The 16,734-nt window shown below is 65.1% G+C and carries 11 protein-coding genes; 5 read left to right on the top strand and 6 right to left on the bottom strand.

Annotation, left to right across the window (positions count from 1 at the left end; all coding sequences use genetic code 11):
* The first annotated feature begins 199 nt into the window (after positions 1-199).
* Positions 200-2,173, top strand: a complete 1,974-nt coding sequence (locus tag AAIO73_RS20280; RefSeq protein ID WP_526023774.1) for a flagellin — start codon at positions 200-202, stop codon at positions 2,171-2,173.
* A 366-nt stretch (positions 2,174-2,539) separates the two neighbouring features.
* Here AAIO73_RS20280 and asd read toward each other — a convergent pair whose 3' ends face one another.
* Positions 2,540-3,460, bottom strand: coding sequence for an archaetidylserine decarboxylase (gene asd, locus AAIO73_RS06935; RefSeq protein ID WP_345877347.1), 921 nt, complete (start codon positions 3,458-3,460; stop codon positions 2,540-2,542).
* Positions 3,461-3,495: 35 nt separating this feature from the next.
* On the opposite strand from asd, the gene AAIO73_RS06930 reads away from it, so the two are divergent.
* Positions 3,496-5,148, top strand: a complete 1,653-nt coding sequence (locus tag AAIO73_RS06930; RefSeq protein ID WP_345877015.1) for an aminotransferase class III-fold pyridoxal phosphate-dependent enzyme — start codon at positions 3,496-3,498, stop codon at positions 5,146-5,148.
* Between the two features lie 866 nt (positions 5,149-6,014).
* Here the strand turns inward: AAIO73_RS06930 and AAIO73_RS06925 are convergent.
* Together AAIO73_RS06925 and AAIO73_RS06920 are read right to left on the bottom strand one after the other, a co-directional pair.
* Positions 6,015-6,626 (bottom strand): hypothetical protein, encoded by a 612-nt coding sequence (locus tag AAIO73_RS06925; protein WP_345877014.1) that lies wholly within the window; start codon positions 6,624-6,626, stop codon positions 6,015-6,017.
* A 31-nt stretch (positions 6,627-6,657) separates the two neighbouring features.
* Positions 6,658-7,344, bottom strand: coding sequence for a class I SAM-dependent methyltransferase (locus AAIO73_RS06920; protein ID WP_345877013.1), 687 nt, complete (start codon positions 7,342-7,344; stop codon positions 6,658-6,660).
* A 213-nt stretch (positions 7,345-7,557) separates the two neighbouring features.
* Here AAIO73_RS06920 and AAIO73_RS06915 point away from each other — a divergent pair, with 213 nt between their 5' ends.
* Together AAIO73_RS06915 and AAIO73_RS06910 are read left to right on the top strand one after the other, a co-directional pair.
* Positions 7,558-8,496 (top strand): UDP-2,3-diacylglucosamine diphosphatase, encoded by a 939-nt coding sequence (locus AAIO73_RS06915; protein WP_345877012.1) that lies wholly within the window; start codon positions 7,558-7,560, stop codon positions 8,494-8,496.
* Positions 8,493-9,548, top strand: a complete 1,056-nt coding sequence (locus AAIO73_RS06910) for a glycosyltransferase family 4 protein (RefSeq protein ID WP_345877011.1) — start codon at positions 8,493-8,495, stop codon at positions 9,546-9,548. Before AAIO73_RS06915 ends, AAIO73_RS06910 begins: the two co-directional genes overlap by 4 nt.
* 9 nt (positions 9,549-9,557) lie before the next feature.
* Here AAIO73_RS06910 and AAIO73_RS06905 read toward each other — a convergent pair whose 3' ends face one another.
* The 3 genes from AAIO73_RS06905 to AAIO73_RS06895 all read right to left on the bottom strand — a co-directional run bounded on the left by AAIO73_RS06905 (position 9,558) and on the right by AAIO73_RS06895 (position 15,305).
* Positions 9,558-10,721, bottom strand: a complete 1,164-nt coding sequence (locus AAIO73_RS06905; protein WP_345877010.1) for a carbohydrate porin — start codon at positions 10,719-10,721, stop codon at positions 9,558-9,560.
* 64 nt (positions 10,722-10,785) lie between these two features.
* Positions 10,786-12,801, bottom strand: coding sequence for a HAMP domain-containing methyl-accepting chemotaxis protein (locus tag AAIO73_RS06900; protein WP_345877009.1), 2,016 nt, complete (start codon positions 12,799-12,801; stop codon positions 10,786-10,788).
* Between the two features lie 833 nt (positions 12,802-13,634).
* Entirely contained in the window at positions 13,635-15,305 is a 1,671-nt protein-coding gene (locus tag AAIO73_RS06895; RefSeq protein ID WP_345877008.1) for a methyl-accepting chemotaxis protein, read from the bottom strand.
* A 405-nt stretch (positions 15,306-15,710) separates the two neighbouring features.
* On the opposite strand from AAIO73_RS06895, the gene AAIO73_RS06890 reads away from it, so the two are divergent.
* Positions 15,711-16,640, top strand: coding sequence for a DUF808 domain-containing protein (locus AAIO73_RS06890; RefSeq protein WP_345877007.1), 930 nt, complete (start codon positions 15,711-15,713; stop codon positions 16,638-16,640).
* Positions 16,641-16,734 lie beyond the last annotated feature (94 nt).

Here is a 16,734-nt window from a genome sequence, read left to right as displayed (position 1 = left end):
GGCAGGCTGGTTAACTTCCGGTAAAATGACGTCCGATTCGGCTCTGTATGCCGCGTGCGCTCCCCTGCGCGCGCGAGGCGCCGATTTTTCCGCTTAAGCCCCGCCGATCGGTGCCGTTTCTCCGGGCAGCAGCTTCGTTCCCGATTGCTTCATCAGGGGGGACCACGGGGCGCTGGAAGTCAGACTGGAGGACACACCCATGACCGTTATCGGATCCAACATCGCGTCGCTCCGCGCCGCCAACGCCTCGACCAACGCCAACGACTCGCTGCGCGCCTCGATGGAACGCCTGTCGACCGGCAAGCGCATCAACTCGGCAAAGGACGACGCTGCCGGCCTCGCCATCGCCAGCCGCATGACAAGCCAGATCAAGACCATGGCCGTCGCGGCGCGCAATGCGAACGATGGTATTTCGATGGCGCAGACCGCCGAAGGTGCGCTCGGAGAAGTCACCAACATGCTGCAGCGCATGAAGGAACTCGCCGGCCAGGCTGCCAACGGTTCGCTGGGCGCCTCGGAACGCAAGTCGCTCCAGTCTGAAGTCGGCCAGCTGACCGCGCAGATCAACGACATCTCGACCAAGACCAACTTTAACGGCATCAACCTGCTCGACGGCTCGGTGAAGAACGTTTCGCTGCAGACCGGTGCACAGGCTGGTCAGACGACCTCGGTATCGCTTGCAAACACGTCGGCGACTGCGCTCGGGCTGAATGGCTACCGTGTTGAAGGTCAGGCAACCACCGGACGCATCAGCGCTGCGACCGTCGACGCTGGCGACATCCAGATCAACGGAAAGAATGCGTTCAGCGCCAACCTGACGGCCGGTACCGCCGAAACGACTGCGGCGGCAATCAACGCCAACACCGGACAGACCGGCGTGTCGGCATCGGCGTACAACACCCTGACCGGCGGTCCCGTCGCATCGGGCGGCGTCACCAGCGCGACCGGTTTCTCGGTGAACGGCACCAACGTTACCGGCGCGAATGCCGAGGAACTGGTGATGAAGATCAACCGCGACGTCGGCGGTGTTACCGCGCAGCTGAACAACGAAGGCAAGATCGTCCTGTCGAACGACACCGGCAAGACCATCACCATCGCTGGCGCAGATGCTGGCAAGGCGGGCTTCACCGCTGATACCTATGGCGGCTTCGTTGCGTTGCAAAGCTCCAACGGCCAAGCAATCGACATCAAGCGGGGCACTTCGGGCGCTGCTGCTGATTTTACGGCGCTCGGACTGAATGAAACTTCGGCACTCGACAAAGTGAAGGGTTCGACGGTCGGTCAGACCCAGGGGGCACTCACCGTATCCGACGACGTCAAGATCAATGGGGTCGCAATCGGTGCCTCGAACGATGCATCTGCGGCTTCGAAAGCCGCGGCGATCAACGCAACGACCGAAAAAAGCGGGGTGACCGCAACTGCCACGACCAAGGCGACCGTTTCGCTCGACTCGTCGAAGATCGCTGCAGCGAACGAACTCATCATCAACGGCGCTACCGTTGCTCTCAGCAACGTCGACGGCAATGCCGGTATGTCGATGTCGGACGTCGTCATGAACATCAACGCTGCCGGCATCAGCGGGCTCGTTGCATCGAGCGATGATGATGGTAACCTGATCCTGACCTCGTCGACGGGTAACGACATCACGCTGAAGGACAGCACCACTGGCACGTCGGCTGGCATGGTCACCAGCATGAAGGGTGATGACGGTGGCGCCTCGGGCGGTGCAATTGGTACCGGCCTGACCTTGCGCGGTCGTATTGAACTCAAGTCGGACACCGGAGCGGAAATTCGTGTTGAAGGTTCGACGACATCGCTTGCCAAGGTCGGTCTGGCCGCCCAAGGTGGCTCGGACGCCATGGTCGGCGGCGCGCTGAACGTTACGACCCAGGCGAATGCCTCGATGGCGATGACTGCGATCGACAAGGCGCTCGACAAGGTTTCGTCGATCCGTGGCGACCTTGGTGCGGTGCAGAACCGTCTGCAGGTCACCGTCAACAACCTGACCACCACCTCGTCGAACCTGCAGGAAGCCCGCAGCCGCATCGAAGACACCGACTTCTCGTCGGAATCGACCGCGCTCGCCAAGGCGCAGATCCTCGGCCAGGCCTCGACCGCAATGCTGGCGCAGGCCAACCAGTCGCAGCAGGGCGTGCTCAAGCTGCTCGGCTAATCCCGGCTCCGCTGCCGCCGTTCCCCCTTGCATGAAGGCGGCGGCAGCGGTCCTCCCGGTAACGGGACCGGCCCCCGGCGACGGAAACGTTGCCGGGGGTTTTCGGCGTCCGGCGCACGGCGACCGACTCTATATATAGCGCCCCCTAAATCCTCCCCGCCCCGCGGGGAGGGGGACCGCCGCGAAGCGGTGGTGGAGGGGGCGGGCCGCAGGCGGGACGCTCCCCTTCCGCCACTGCCGCCCCTATCCCCGCCCGGCCTGCGCTGGAATGACGTCCGGTTCGATTGGGATGAAACGGTTTCCAGGGCCGCTGGTCCATTGGAAACCGTGGCGGCCATCGATTCCCGCGTGCGCGAGACCGCTGCGTCAGATCTCCTCGATCACCACCCGGTCGAACAGCACATCCCCCGCACGCACCCGGTCGCCGGTCTGCACTCCGTCCGTCAGCACGAACGGCGCAGGCGTCAACATCACGATCGTCGATCCATGTTCGAACCAGCCCATCTCTTCCCCCTGCGCGACCGGCGTCGCCAGCGTCGCGACCGGGTCGGCGCGTTCGCGCAGCAGCCTGACGGTATCGAGGAAGGTCAGCCGGATCGCCGCGACCAGGATCGCCGCTACCGGCACCAGCAGCACCGGCGTCCCGTCGTCCAGCCGCAGCCGCACCGTCGCGCGTTCGTTGCGGCAATAGAGGCGGTCGACCCGTTTGAGCGCCGGCGGATTGACGTTGAAACAGTCGCCCGGAAAATAGCGCACCCGCTCGACCACCGCATCCTGCGGGCTGTGGAACCGATGATACATGCCCGCGGTCAGCCGCAGCGTCACGAAGCTCCCTCCGATATACGCCTCTCCCTCGCCTCCGGTCAGCTCGGCGATCGAATAGCGCCGCCCCTTCGCCTGCACGATGCTGTCGCTCGCAATCCGCCCGCTGGCGACGATGATCCCGTCCGATGGCGCCGACAGTTGCTGCGCATCCGCCCGGAACGTCCGCGCCCCCGGCCGCAACCGGCGGATGAACGCCGCATGCAGCGACGGCCACGTCGCCTCCGCCGCATCGGACAGGTCGACATCGCAGAAGGTGCGCCACAGCGCGATCGACGCCCGCGCCACCAGCGGCTGCTCCACCTTGCTGAGCCACCCCATCGCCCGTGTCGCGCTCCGCCGCGGCAGCCAGTTGGTCAGCGCATAATTGACCGATTCGATGTCGGTCAGCTTCGCGATCCAGCGCGGCAGGGCAGGGGCGGCGGGCGTGGGCGGAGCGGGGCGGATATCGTCCATGGCCGTCATCAATATTTCCCGATCGCGTCATATTCGCGTCAGTCATGACGCCACTCGCCATCGTCCTCGCCGCCGGCACCGCCGGTCTTTTCGCTACCAAGGGCCGCGCCCGCCTCGCGCTCAGCCGCGCCAAGCACGGCTCGCTCACCGGGCATGTCCGCTGGGGCCAGCGAATCGCGCGGCAAATCGCTTTTTACGATTATGACGACGCCCGCTTCTTCGCCGCCGACGACGCGCCCGCAGAGATCGCGGCCCAGCGCCGCGCCGGCTTCGACCGTCTGTCGGCGCTCTACGAAACGCGCTTCGCGAAGACGGTCGCGGCGACGAAGGAATTGGGCGAAGGGCTGTCCGACCTGCAATTCACCGGCCGCTACCGCGTCCCGTTCCAGTTCAGCCGGCTGGTCCGCGAACGCCTCGCCACCGGTGCCTTCTACGTATCGTCGTCGGGCGTCACCGCCACCGATCTCGACGGCAATGTCTTTTACGACCTTGCCGGCTCCTACGGCGTCAACCTGTTCGGCCATGATTTCTACAAGGCGTGCATCGCCGAAGGGGCCGCGCGCGTCGCCGATCTCGGGCCGGTGCTCGGCACCTATCACCCGGTCATCGCCGCCAATGTCGCCCGGCTGCGCGCGATCAGCGGTCTGGACGAAGTGTCGTTCCACATGTCGGGTACCGAAGCGGTGATGCAGGCGGTGCGTCTCGCCCGCTATCATACCGGTCGCCGCCGCGTGGTGCGCTTCGCCGGCGCCTATCACGGCTGGTGGGGCGATGTGCAGCCGGGCATTGGCAACCCCACCCCGGCCGACAATACGCTGACCCTGTCGGAACTGTCCGACCGCACGCTCCACGTGTTGGCGACGCGCAAGGATATCGCCTGCGTGCTGGTCAATCCGCTCCAGGCGATGCACCCGAACCGGGGCGCGCCGTCCGACGGCACGCTGATCGACAGCAGTCGTAGCGGGCATGTCGACCGCGCCGCCTATCGCGACTGGCTGGTCAAGCTGCGCGACGTGTGCACCAGGGCCGGCATCGCCCTGATCTTCGACGAAGTCTTCATGGGCTTCCGTCTGGCGAAGGGCGGCATGGCCGAGGCATTCGGAGTGCAGCCCGACATGGTGACCTACGGCAAGACGCTGGGCGGCGGCCTGCCGGTCGGCGTCGTCTGCGGTCGAGCCGACCTGATGAAGCGTTTCCGTCCAGAGCAACCCGCCGACATCTGCTTCGCGCGCGGCACCTTCAACGCGCACCCCTATGTGATGGGGGCGATGGACGTGTTCCTCGAACGCCTCGACAGCGTGGAAGTGCAGGCGATGTACGCGGACGTCGACGCCCGCTGGGACGCGCGCCTCGAACAATTCAACGCGGCAATGGCGGCCGCCGACCTGCCGGTCCGTGCCGCGGGCATGCAGACGGTCTGGACGATCCTCTATACCGTGCCGTCGCGCTACAACTGGATGCTGCAATATTATGCCCGTGCCGAGGGGCTCGCGCTAAGCTGGGTGGGCACGGGTCGGCTGATCTTCAGCCTGAACTATGACGACACGGCGTTCGCCGAGGTCGTCGCAAGGTTCGTGAAGGCGGCACAGGCGATGGACGCGGACGGCTGGTGGTGGAGCGCGCCCGGCACGACCAACAAGATGCTGCGGCGGCAGGTGTTGAAGGAAACGCTGTCGCGGCGGCTGGGGCGGGGTTAGGCGCTTCGATCAAACCTGGGCGCCCTCAACCTTCGCCGCCTTTTCCCTCTCCTGGCGGACGAGGGAGGGAGCGACACAGCCGCGGAAGGGTGAGGGTGGCCAACGCTGGTCACGTTCGACTCGAGCGGTTGGTCCACCATACGCGCTGCCGGTCAGCGCCGTCTTCGAGGTCCTTTTACCGCATCGGCTTGATCCGGTTTTGCCAATATGTGCTTCGACGCTTCGCCAAGATAATAACCGCGGCGACGATGAACGTGCCGGGGATTAACCAAAGACAAATAAAGAGAAGCAGTTCATCCCAGCGCCCGCTGTAAAGAAGGCGTCCGCTATGGAATAGCTCGATCCAAAGACATTCCCGACCGTAACAATACAAACCATAACGCTCAGGCCATCCTAGCCGGATCGAAAGCCACTCATATACGCCTACGGTCCCAACCCCGATCGCGACGATCACGGCTAAAAAGCAAAAGAACCGTACGGGTCCCATTTCACGATATAAGGCTATGAAATCGGATAACGAAGCCACTGCTTTCCCCATCGCATTGACGGCTGCGACTATGCTGTCTGCTCGTAACGAGAGCCTACCGGTTTCTACTCGACCGGCCAACACACGGCTTTTCTGCACGGCCCCGCCCTGTCAGGCTGGCCTCCATCCTTTCTCTGCCTCGACGGTCCTTACCCAAAACAACGCGGCCGGCTCGCATCACTGCAAACCGGCCGCTAGTGTGACTTTCGTGACGTCAGGCGGAAAACCGCCAGCCAAAGCCCGGCACAGGCAAAGCCCGTGCCGTCGGACGGCGCTTTTCGCGCCGCCGGCCGGGCGCGCCTTGAGGCTCGACGTAGCGTCGCTACGCCTTGCCCGGCGCTTAGTGTCGCGCCGCTTCCTGCAGATCGGTGTCGATCCGCGCGCCCTTCAGCAACTGCACCGGCGCTTTCCGATACAGAATGAAGTCGTTGAACGGATCGGTCACGATCTTCGTCGCCCATACCAGCCCGGTCATCACGTCGCGCTGCACGAACAGTTGCACCACCCGGAACACCAGCCCGCCGACCGCGAACGCCAGCCACAGCAGCGCCAGATGCCGCAGGAACCCGACGAACCCGACATGCGGTTCGAACACCCCGAAGAAGGTCGGGTCCAGCAGCAGCGGGATCGGCGTCGCCGCCCACAGGCCCATGAAGACGACCTTGCGGAACAGATTATAGCCGACCTTGATCTCTTCCTTATGTTCGTGCGTCGCCTGGTTCACATGGTCGTAGGTCTTGGGTTCGAAGAAGAAATGCCCCGATTGCCGCGCGGTCATCGCCACCAGCCAGCCAAGCAGGCTGGCGACCGCCGGGTCGATCCACACCACGACGTAAGCGATCAGGAACGTCGTCGCGCTGACGAAGTGCAGCGCCTGGTTGATGATGCTGTGATGGTAATAGCGATGATCGTCCCACCGCTGTTCCTTCAGCGCTTCCTTGAATCCGGGCATTGAATAAGCCTTTGATGAAAAGGGTTTTGGTTCAGGCGGTCGCAGCGTGTGCCGGTGTCGGGTGATTGTCCTGCCCGTCGACCGCACGACGGAAGCAGACCAGCGAGAAATGACCGAGCGGGGGCAGCGGGCGGCGCTCGATCAGCTCCGCTTGCGGGTTGCGCGCCGCCCAGTCGCCATAGATCGCCCATGGGAAATCGGTCCGCCAGCCAAGCCGGCTGGTGATCGGCATCAGCGCGCGCTCGATCTTGGCGCGCATCCCTGCTTCCGCGCCCAGCCGGGTCGCGATCACGATCATCCCGCCGGGACGCACTACGCGCAGGAATTCGCTGAGCGCGCGGTCGGGATGCGGCACCGCCGACACGACATATTGCGCGACGACCACGTCGAACGAGGCATCGGCGAAATCCAGCGCCTCGGCATCGCCGATCGCGATCCGCTCGACATGGTTGAGCTTCAGCCGGCGCACACGGTCACGCGCCTTGTCGAGCATCTGGTCGGCAATATCGATGCCGGTGATCCGGCTGTCGTGGCGGTAATGCGGCAGCGAGATGCCGGTGCCGACGCCGACTTCGAGGATGCGTCCGCCGACCGTTTCGGCGGCATCGATCGCGGCCCGCCGCCCGCGCCGGAATACCGGACCAAAGACCAGATCGTAGATCGGCGCCCAGCGATCATAGGCGCTCGCCACGCCGAGGCGGTTCAATTCCTGAGCCAATCCGTGAGTTTCCTTGTCCAGTGCCGCACCGGGCTTGTCTGGCCAGCCACAATGACGCCGGTCGATGACAGGGCGATGTCTTACCCATGTCAGCAAGGTTTCAGTTTGATGAGAGCGGGCGTCACACGCGCGAAATACTATTGTCGCGGTGACGCTATACAGGGTTCGCCATCGCAAGGACGGACGTCCGAACCACTATCGTGGGGAAATACGATGACGACGGCATTTGTATCCCGGACGGAACACCGGTCGGAAAAGGATTGCGGCAAACGGTCGCCGATCAAATCGCTGGCGCGCAAGATTCCCGACTGGATCAACGACCCGCAAAGCTATCAGGCCGAGGGTCCGAAGAAATCCTACCGCACCGTCTTCATCTCCGACGTCCATCTCGGCACGCCGGGGTGCAGTGCCACGCAACTGGTCGACTTCCTTCATTCCTTCGAATGCGAGACGCTGTATCTGGTCGGCGACATCGTCGATGGCTGGCAGATCCGGCGCGGCTGGTACTGGCCGTCGAGCCATAACGACGTCATCCGCTCAATCCTGAAGTTCGCGCGCCGCGGCACCCGCGTCATCTACATCCCCGGCAATCATGACGAGGCGTTTCGCGACTATACCGGTCTCGAATTTGGCGGCGTCGAAATGGTCGAGGAGGATATTCACGAAACCGCCGATGGCCGCCGCCTGCTCGTCCTGCACGGCGACAAGTTCGACGGCGTGGTCCTCTATGCCAAGTGGCTCGCGTTCCTCGGCGACTATGCCTATACCGCGCTGCTGAAGGCCAACCGGGTATGGAACTTCGCGCGGCGCAAGCTCGGCCTGCCCTATTGGTCGCTGTCGGCCTATGCCAAGCATCGCGTCAAGAACGCGGTCAACTTCATCGGTCGGTTCGAGGAAACCGTGGCGCACGCCGCCGCCGAACATGGCGTCGACGGCGTGGTGTGCGGCCATATCCACACCGCCGAGATCCGCCAGATCGGCGACATCATGTATTATAACGATGGCGACTGGGTCGAAAGCTGCACCGCGCTGGTCGAGGATCATGCGGGTGCGCTGTCACTGATCGACTGGCGTGCGCTGACCTGGGAAAAGGAACTGGCGAAGGCGAACGGCAAGGCCGCCGATGCCGGCCGGGCGGTCGCCACCGCGTGAGGATCGCCATCGTCAGCGACGCATGGAGTCCGCAGGTCAACGGCGTCGTCCGCACGTTGCAGACGACGATCGCCCGACTGCAACAACGGGGGCACGTCGTCGAAACCTTCACTCCCGACGGTTTCGCCACACGGCCTTGTCCCGGCTATCCCGAAATCCGGCTGGCCTTTGGCTGCGGTCCCGAACTCGGTCGCCGCCTTGCGGCCTTCCACCCCGATGCGATCCATATCGCCACCGAAGGACCGCTCGGCTGGGCGGCGCGGCGCTGGTGTCGCGGGAATGGCGCGCGCTTCACCACCTCGTTCCACACCAATTTCGCCGACTATCTGGCGATGCGCACGCATTTGCCCGCCGGCTTGTTCTGGCCGTTCCTGCGCCGTTTCCATGCGGCGGCCAGCGGGGTGATGACCGCCACCGCGCGCGTCGCCAAATCGCTCCATGATCACGGCATCGCCCATACCCGGCGCTGGTCGCGCGGCGTCGATCTGTCGCTGTTCAAGCCCGACGGCGCGCGGCTCGACGTCGCGACGCTGCCGCGCCCGATCCTGCTCCATGTCGGGCGCATCGCCATCGAAAAGAATATCGAGGCGTTCCTGTCGCTCGATACGCCGGGCACCAAGCTGCTGGTCGGCGATGGCCCGGCGCGTGCCGAGCTGGAGCGGCGCTATCCCCTCGCGCAGTTCGTCGGGGTGAAACAGGGAGCGGGCCTCGCCGCCGCCTATCGCGCCGCCGACGTGCTGGTCTTTCCCAGCCGTACCGACACCTTCGGCCTTGTGATGATCGAGGCGCTGGCCTGCGGCACTCCGGTCGCCGCCTATCCGGTGCCGGGGCCGCTCGACGTGATCGGGCTGGACGGCCGGGGCGGCGGCAGCGACCGTATCGGCGCGCTCGACACCGATCTGGCGGCGGCGGTGACGCGGGCACTCGCCGCCGACCGCGACGCGTGCGTCCGCATCGGCACCCAATATTGCTGGTCGCACTGCACCGACCAGTTCGTCGGCAATCTGGTCGACGCCGGACTGACGACGCAGGGGGTGGCGGCGACGGCGTAGGGCTGCGCCCTACATCGCCTTCCACTCGACGATCGCCCGCAGCCCCAGCACCAGCGCATCGTCGACGTCGCGCAACCCCCCGGGCCGGCGGACATATTGCACATCGGGTTGCAGCGTCAGGAACGGCGCGATCCGGTCGCTATAGGTCAGCTCGACCATCCCCTCCGACCCCGTCAGCGCCGGTTCGCCCGCCGGATTGGCCCGGCGATAGGGGGTGCTCAGGTCGGCGCTGGCCACGCCGATCGACACCTGGCTGTCGGGTCGTGCGGGCACGATGCCGCGTCCGGTCAGCCCGGCTTGAAACCCGCCCGCGAACGGCGTGGTCCGCCCGTCGGACAGTCCGGCGCGGGCAAAGGCGCGCCAATGCCCCGGCTGGTCGGCTTGCCCCGCCAGATCCTGTTCGATCAACAGGTAGACGCCGTGCGACGCGGCCGTCCCCTCGGCCAGCGTCACCCCCGGCGGGGCGACGCGCGGCTGGCGGCGGCTATAGGCCCAGCCGCCGATGGCGATCGCGGTGCGCCCCTGCAACCCGCCCTCGGCGACGAACAGCGTCGATCGGTCGCGCCCCGTATCGGCGGTGCCGCGTGGCGCGCGGATCGCCACCGCCTGCACATAATGCCGTTCGTCGCTGGCGCGCAGCCGGATGGCGAGGTCGGTGCGCGGAAAGATCGACGGCCCGTTCGGCCCGGTCGCGGCCAGTTCCGACCCGATGCCGAACGCCGGTGCGATCAGGTGCGCCGCGGCGTCGCCCGAATAGAATTCGCTGTTCAGGTCGTATTTGCCGACCAGCACCGACAACCGATCGCCGGCGAAACTCTGTTGGAACCATGCCTGGTACAGCAGCAGGTCGGGCGCCCCGACCTCGATATTATTCACCCCCTGCAACGTGCCCGCCAGATCGTTCGGCCGACCGCCCAGATTGTTGAGCAGGCTGGCGAACGCGCTGCCGCCCTGCCACCCGACCGCACGGTCGAGGTCGAGGGCGGCGAGCAGGTCGATATTGTCGAGATAGCGCAAGCCCCGCCCCTCGCCCGCCGCCACCGCCACGACATCGCCCTTATAGGCGAAATCGATCGACAGCGCGGATGCCGGTTCGGCGTCCTGCGCGCAAACGGCGGCGGGAATGCTGGCAAAAGCTAGGGCGGTGAGGCCGAGGACGGTTGCGCGGAACATGGCGGTTGCTCCTGTCGGTTACGCGTCGCCACCCGCCGCAACGGGTGGCGACCGGCGGAAAGGGTCAGGCGGCGTGGTCGAAGGCGTCGTCGTGCGGATCCGGGCCACCCTGCTGAAGATCGAGCGCGAAGCCACGGGCGCGGGACTGTTGGTCGGCAACCGAGTTTGGCTTGGCCTTTGCCGCCGGCTTGCGTCCCGCCGGCTTGCGGTCCTTGCGCCGCTTCGCCGCCGCGTCGGGGGTTCCGATCCGGAAGAAGGCGATGCTGTGCTGCAGTTCCTCCGCCTGTCCGGCCAGTTCCTCGGACGTCGAGGTGATCTGTTCGGACGCCGAGGCGTTCTGCTGCGTGACCTGATCGAGCTGTTGCAGCGCCTGGTTGATCTGCGACGCGCCGATATCCTGCTCGCGGCATGCGGCGCTGATCTCGGACACCAGTTCGGCGGTCCGGCGGATGTCGGGGACCAGCCTCGTCAGCATCTCGCCGGCCTGTGCCGCTGCCTGCACCGTGTCGCCCGACACCGCGCTGATCTCGGCAGCAGCGGTCTGGCTTCGCTCGGCCAGCTTGCGGACTTCCGACGCGACCACCGCGAAGCCGCGGCCATGTTCGCCAGCGCGGGCGGCTTCGACCGCCGCGTTCAGCGCCAGCAGATCGGTCTGGCGGGCGATTTCCTGCACGATGCCGATCTTCTCGGCGATGATCCGCATCGCACCGACCGCACGCTCGACCGCGACGCCGCTCGCTTCGGCATCTTGCGACGACTGGCGTGCGATCTTCTCGGTCTGCGCGGCATTGTCGGCGTTCTGCTTGATGTTGGCGGCCATTTCTTCCATCGATGCCGATGCTTCCTCGGCGGCGGCGGCCTGTTCGGTCGCGCCTTGGCTGACCTGTTCGGACGAAGCCGACAGTTCCTGGCTGCCGCCTGCGACATTGTCGGCGGCGGCCGAAGCGTCGCCGACCACGGTGCGCAACCGTCCGACCATCGTTACCAGCGCATGACCCAGCTGGTCCTTGTCCGACAGCGGCGTGTGATCGACGGTCAGGTCGCCGCCCGCGATCGTGTCGGCCAGTGCCGCCGACTTGCGCAGCCCGGTGACCATCGACACCATCGCATGGCCCAGCCGGTCCTTGTCCGACAGCGGCTTGTGGTCGACCGACAGGTCGCCCAGCGCGATCGTATCGGCCAGCGCCGCGGACTTGCGCAGCCCATCGACCATCGACACCATCGCAAAGCCCAGCTTGTCCTTGTCCGACAGCGGCTTGTGATCGACCGACAGGTCGCCCAGCGCGATCGTATCGGCCAGTGCGGCGGACTTGCGCAGTGCCACCGTCATGCGGTTGACGGTGTCGACCAGCTCGCGGATTTCGTCATTGCTGGTGACGACGACTTCGTTGTCGAGGTCGCCGATCGCCACTGCGTCCAGCGCGACGCCGACCCGCTGCAGCCCCTGCGCCACGACCTTGCTGACCCACAGCGCACCGGCGATCGCCACGGCAAAGGCCACGACCGCGATCACGATCAGCCACGTGCGCGCGCTCGCGTACAGCGCGTCGCCCTCGGCATCGGCCTGCTTCATCTCCTCGCGCTGCCGTTCGACCATCTCGTCGATCAGCCCACCGGTCTTTTCGGCGGCGACGCGCGCCGCGCCCAGCGAAATCACGCCGGCCTCGATATTCTTGTCGGCCAGCGCCAGCTCGACCGCCTTGTCGGCAGCGGCCTTATACTCGTTCCACGACGCGCGGATCTTCGCATATTGCTCGATATCGGTTTCGTCGGCCATCGGCGGCGCCTTGGCGACCAGTTCGTCGGCACGGGCGCGCTGCTTGCGCAGTTCCTGCACCTGCTCCGCCTCGATCTGCGGATCGTTGGACAGGGCCAGGTTCTTTTCGGCGACGATCGCGGACGTCGATGCATCGTTGAACTGCTGGATACGGTCGAGAGCGGTCGCGGGATCGTCGACCAGCGCCCCCATCGCGCCGCTCAGGGTCGATAATTGCACGACGCTGAAGCCGACGACGACCGCCAGCAACAAGAGGACGACCGCGAAGGTCGACCCCAGTTTCATCCTGATCGTAGCGCGCATGATATATTCCCGGTGCTGAAATGCCGAACCCCCTCGTTGGCGGGGGCGTGGGAACGGCATGCGCAAACGTTTTTAACAATTGATTGGACGGCTGTTAGGTGAAATCGAACCAAGCTTAACAGCAGCGAACGATATCGACTCCGATCCGGCGATATCGATCGCGAAGCGTGCGGTTGGCTGGAGTTGTTGGTTGCGTGAGCGTTGGAAAACAGTGGTTGCCCAGTGCGTTGGTGCACGTTCTACAAAAGGACGACTGCGCGCGGTGATCGCCGGCATTGCCTATTACGGTTAACGGCTTTTTTCGTCGCGGTGCTTGGCAAAGGACATTTCGTGTACCGTTTCCCGCAAATCGGGAACGGTGGGCGACCGGCCAGGTCGCTCGCCGTCCGTATCGGGATCACCGTTCGAATTCCAGCGCGTGGTCCTGTCGACCTTCGGCGAGCGTCGTGGCGATCGCCGCAACCGCATCGCGATTACGGCATCGCGGAATGGATTGAGGCCGTTGCGAAACTCGGCGCGTTCCGCCGCATACCGGTGGCACCCCTGCACAGGCAGGGCCACTGCGAACGTCGCTCAATCCCCTGGAAACGCTCGTACCCTCGCGCAGGCGGGGGGCAGAGCCACGCAAACCACGGCTTGCGGCTGTGGCCCTGCATTCCCGCCTGCTCGGGGATGGGAAGAAGCGGACTTCCGCAAAGGTCGCGTCTGCGCGAGGGTACGCCACAACATTGGTGATCGGGACCTTCGCAAAGGTCCCGATCAACGGGGAGCGATCAACGCTGTCAGATCCTCCTTGACCGACCGCCCCCGCCGATCGGCGCGGCGGTCAGCCCTCAGGCGGCACGGCCGAACGCCGCATCGTCGCCGTCCGGCCCGCCCTGCATTAGGTCGAGCGCGAAGCCGCGGGCACGGGCCTGCTGGTCGGCAACCGAGTTCGGCTTGGCCTTCGGTGCAGGCGCCTGTTTCGCCTTTGGCTTGCGGGCGGCGGGACGCTTGGTCGTTGCGACCGAATTGTCATCGACGCGGAAGAAGGCGATGCTCTGCTGCAGCTCCTCCGCCTGTCCGGCCAGTTCCTCGGAAGTCGAGGTGATCTGTTCCGAAGCCGACGCGTTCTGCTGCGTGACCTGATCGAGCTGCTGCAGCGCCTGGTTGATTTGCGACGCGCCGATATCCTGCTCGCGGCATGCGGCGCTGATCTCCGCCACCAGTTCGGCGGTCCGGCGGATATCGGGCACCAGCTTGGTCAGCATCTCGCCGGCCTGTGCCGCTGCCTGCACCGTATCGCCTGATACCGCGCTGATCTCGGCGGCTGCCGTCTGGCTGCGCTCGGCGAGCTTGCGGACTTCCGAAGCAACCACCGCGAAGCCGCGGCCATGTTCGCCGGCCCGCGCCGCTTCCACCGCCGCGTTCAGCGCCAGCAGATCGGTCTGGCGGGCGATCTCCTGCACGATGCTGATCTTCTCGGCGATCGTCCGCATCGCACCCACGGCGCGTTCGACGGCGACACCGCTGGCTTCGGCGTCCTTCGACGACTGGCGTGCGATCTTCTCGGTCTGTGCCGCATTGTCGGCGTTCTGCTTGATGTTGGCGGCCATTTCTTCCATCGACGCCGATGCTTCCTCGGCAGCCGCGGCCTGTTCGGTCGCGCCCTGGCTGACCTGTTCGGACGAGGCGGAGAGCTGCTGGCTGCCGGCCGCGACATTGTTGGCCGCCCCCGATGTGTCGCCGACGACCATCCGCAGCCGTTCGATCATGTTGTTGGTGGTTCCGATCAGGTCCTTGATCTCGTCGTTGCTGTTCGCGACCAGATCCTGGGTCAGATCGCCACCGGCCACCGTGTCGAGCGCGACCGCCAATTGCTTCAATCCGCGCGATACGATCAGGCTGACCCACACCGCGCCGCCGATCGCGATCAGGATCGCGGCGATCGCCACGCCGAGCAACATCGTCCGTGCGCTTTCGAAGCTTGCGGTCGTCACGATCTTCGCGTCGTTCATCAGCGCGGTATTGGTCGACACGATGTCATCCAGGCCGGCATACAGCTTCTTCACGATCTCGCGCGACCGGCTGATCGATGCGGCCCCGGCCTCCTCACGCTTCCCGGCCAGCGCCAGTGCCCGAACCTCCTGGTTCACCTGTTTGAACTCGTCCCACAAACCGGCGGTCGTCACCCAACGCGGCTTGGCGTCGCTCGGCGCCTTGTTCAATGCATCCCGGATCAGATCAGTCGTCGCATTGATCTTTGTGGTTGAATCCTGCTCCAACTGGCGGATCAGCGTGGGATCGGTGGCGAGTGCCATGTTCTTTTCAAGTCGGATGATTTCGTTCACCTCGACTTGCACTCGCAGCGACCGGGCCTGCCGTGCAGCCGGGCCGTCGATGACTTCAACGATGTCGGCATTCATTTGCGACATGCGGCTGACGCCGATAGTGACGACGGCAAGCAGCATCACAACTACAATCCCGAATGTTACCCCTAGCTTAGCTTTAATGGTCCAACGCATCATTCCCTCCCGACGATGAATCAGACTGAAGCCACAGACAATATTGGTGGCTGTAAATTCATCCCGACAGGGGATAGGGTACTGTCGTTTAACAAATAGCTGTTGTAGAATTAACTATTGTGGAACAGCTGTTAATAGCGATTGGGAAAATTCGGATATCTGGACTTCGGTGGTGGGAGCATGTCATTTCGCCGCGACAGCCCTGCTGTCGATCTCCGCGACAAAAATAAGCATAATCCAGTAGTTTGGTACGTTAGCGTACCTAATCGTCGAAGTCAGTCCGCTGATGGTGATCGCCGAACGTGTTCCGGCAAAGGTTAAGGAACAAAAATTCACCCTCGGTTTCGATGGCGTTGTCGTCCTCTGAACGCTACCGCTCGGCGCGACGAATTAAGGGGACAGGCAATGGCTGGCGGATTGGTGGCACTGCTCGACGACGTCGCGGCGATCGCGAAGCTGGCGGCGGCGTCGCTCGACGATGTGACCGCGGCGGCCAGCCGGGCAGGGGCGAAGGCGGCGGGCGTGGTCATCGACGATGCGGCGGTGACGCCGCGCTATGTCGTTGGCCTGTCGCCCGCGCGCGAACTGCCGATCATCGGCAAGATCGCGCTGGGATCGCTCAAGAACAAGCTGCTGATCCTGCTGCCGGCCGCGCTGCTGCTGAAGGTGTTCGCGCCCTGGGCGATCACCCCGATCCTGATGGCGGGCGGCGCGTTCCTGTGTTTCGAGGCGGCGGAGAAGATTCTCGCCCCCTGGCTCGGCGGCCATGCTGCGGAGGAAGCGGCGACCACCACCGACCCGGCCGAATTGGAACGGACGCAGGTCAGCGGCGCGATCCGCACCGACCTGATCCTGTCGGCGGAAATCATGATCATCGCGCTGAACGAACTGCCCGACATGCCGGTGTGGATGCAGGCGGTGGTGCTGGCGGCGGTCGGCATCGCCATCACCGTCGGCGTGTACGGCGTCGTCGCGCTGATCGTGAAGATGGACGATATCGGCCTTGCGCTGGCCCAGCGTTCCAGCGCCGCCGCGCAGGCGATCGGGCGCGGGCTGGTAAAGGCGATGCCGGTGCTGCTGAAGGCGCTGGCGCTGATCGGCACCGCCGCGATGCTGTGGGTCGGCGGACAGATCATCGTCCATGGCATGGAGGAATTCGGCATCGTCGCCCTGCCGCACCTGATCCACGACACCGCGCATCATGCGGCGGAGGCGCTGCCCGCGATCGGCGGCGTGGTGAACTGGATCGTCAACGCCGCGCTCTCGGCGGTGGTCGGCATTATCATCGGCGCGATCATCGCGGGCGTGCTCCACGTGATCCCGCGCAAACATTGATGGGCGGGAGGGGGAGGGACCGTCCTCCCTTTCCCCAACCGTTCGGTTCGAGCAGCTTCGAGCCTGTCGAGAAGCGCCTGTCGAGAACACGTTG

The sequence above is a fragment of the Sphingomonas epibiotica genome, assembly GCF_039615155.1.
Lineage (GTDB): Bacteria > Pseudomonadota > Alphaproteobacteria > Sphingomonadales > Sphingomonadaceae > Sphingomonas.
The sequence above is the reverse complement of the archived record's forward strand: the minus strand, read 5'-3'. Positions and strand labels throughout refer to the sequence as shown.

What these genes read in the sequence shown, in the direction of transcription:
- AAIO73_RS20280 (WP_526023774.1), top strand. Translation starts at nt 200, where the DNA reads ATGACCGTTATCGGATCCAACATCGCGTCGCTCCGCGCCGCCAACGCC.
- AAIO73_RS06900 (WP_345877009.1), bottom strand. Translation starts at nt 12,801, where the DNA reads ATGCGCGCTACGATCAGGATGAAACTGGGGTCGACCTTCGCGGTCGTC.
- AAIO73_RS06915 (WP_345877012.1), top strand. Translation starts at nt 7,558, where the DNA reads ATGACGACGGCATTTGTATCCCGGACGGAACACCGGTCGGAAAAGGAT.
- AAIO73_RS06890 (WP_345877007.1), top strand. Translation starts at nt 15,711, where the DNA reads ATGGCTGGCGGATTGGTGGCACTGCTCGACGACGTCGCGGCGATCGCG.
- AAIO73_RS06895 (WP_345877008.1), bottom strand. Translation starts at nt 15,305, where the DNA reads ATGCGTTGGACCATTAAAGCTAAGCTAGGGGTAACATTCGGGATTGTA.
- AAIO73_RS06925 (WP_345877014.1), bottom strand. Translation starts at nt 6,626, where the DNA reads ATGCCCGGATTCAAGGAAGCGCTGAAGGAACAGCGGTGGGACGATCAT.
- AAIO73_RS06905 (WP_345877010.1), bottom strand. Translation starts at nt 10,721, where the DNA reads ATGTTCCGCGCAACCGTCCTCGGCCTCACCGCCCTAGCTTTTGCCAGC.
- asd (WP_345877347.1), bottom strand. Translation starts at nt 3,460, where the DNA reads ATGACGGCCATGGACGATATCCGCCCCGCTCCGCCCACGCCCGCCGCC.
- AAIO73_RS06930 (WP_345877015.1), top strand. Translation starts at nt 3,496, where the DNA reads ATGACGCCACTCGCCATCGTCCTCGCCGCCGGCACCGCCGGTCTTTTC.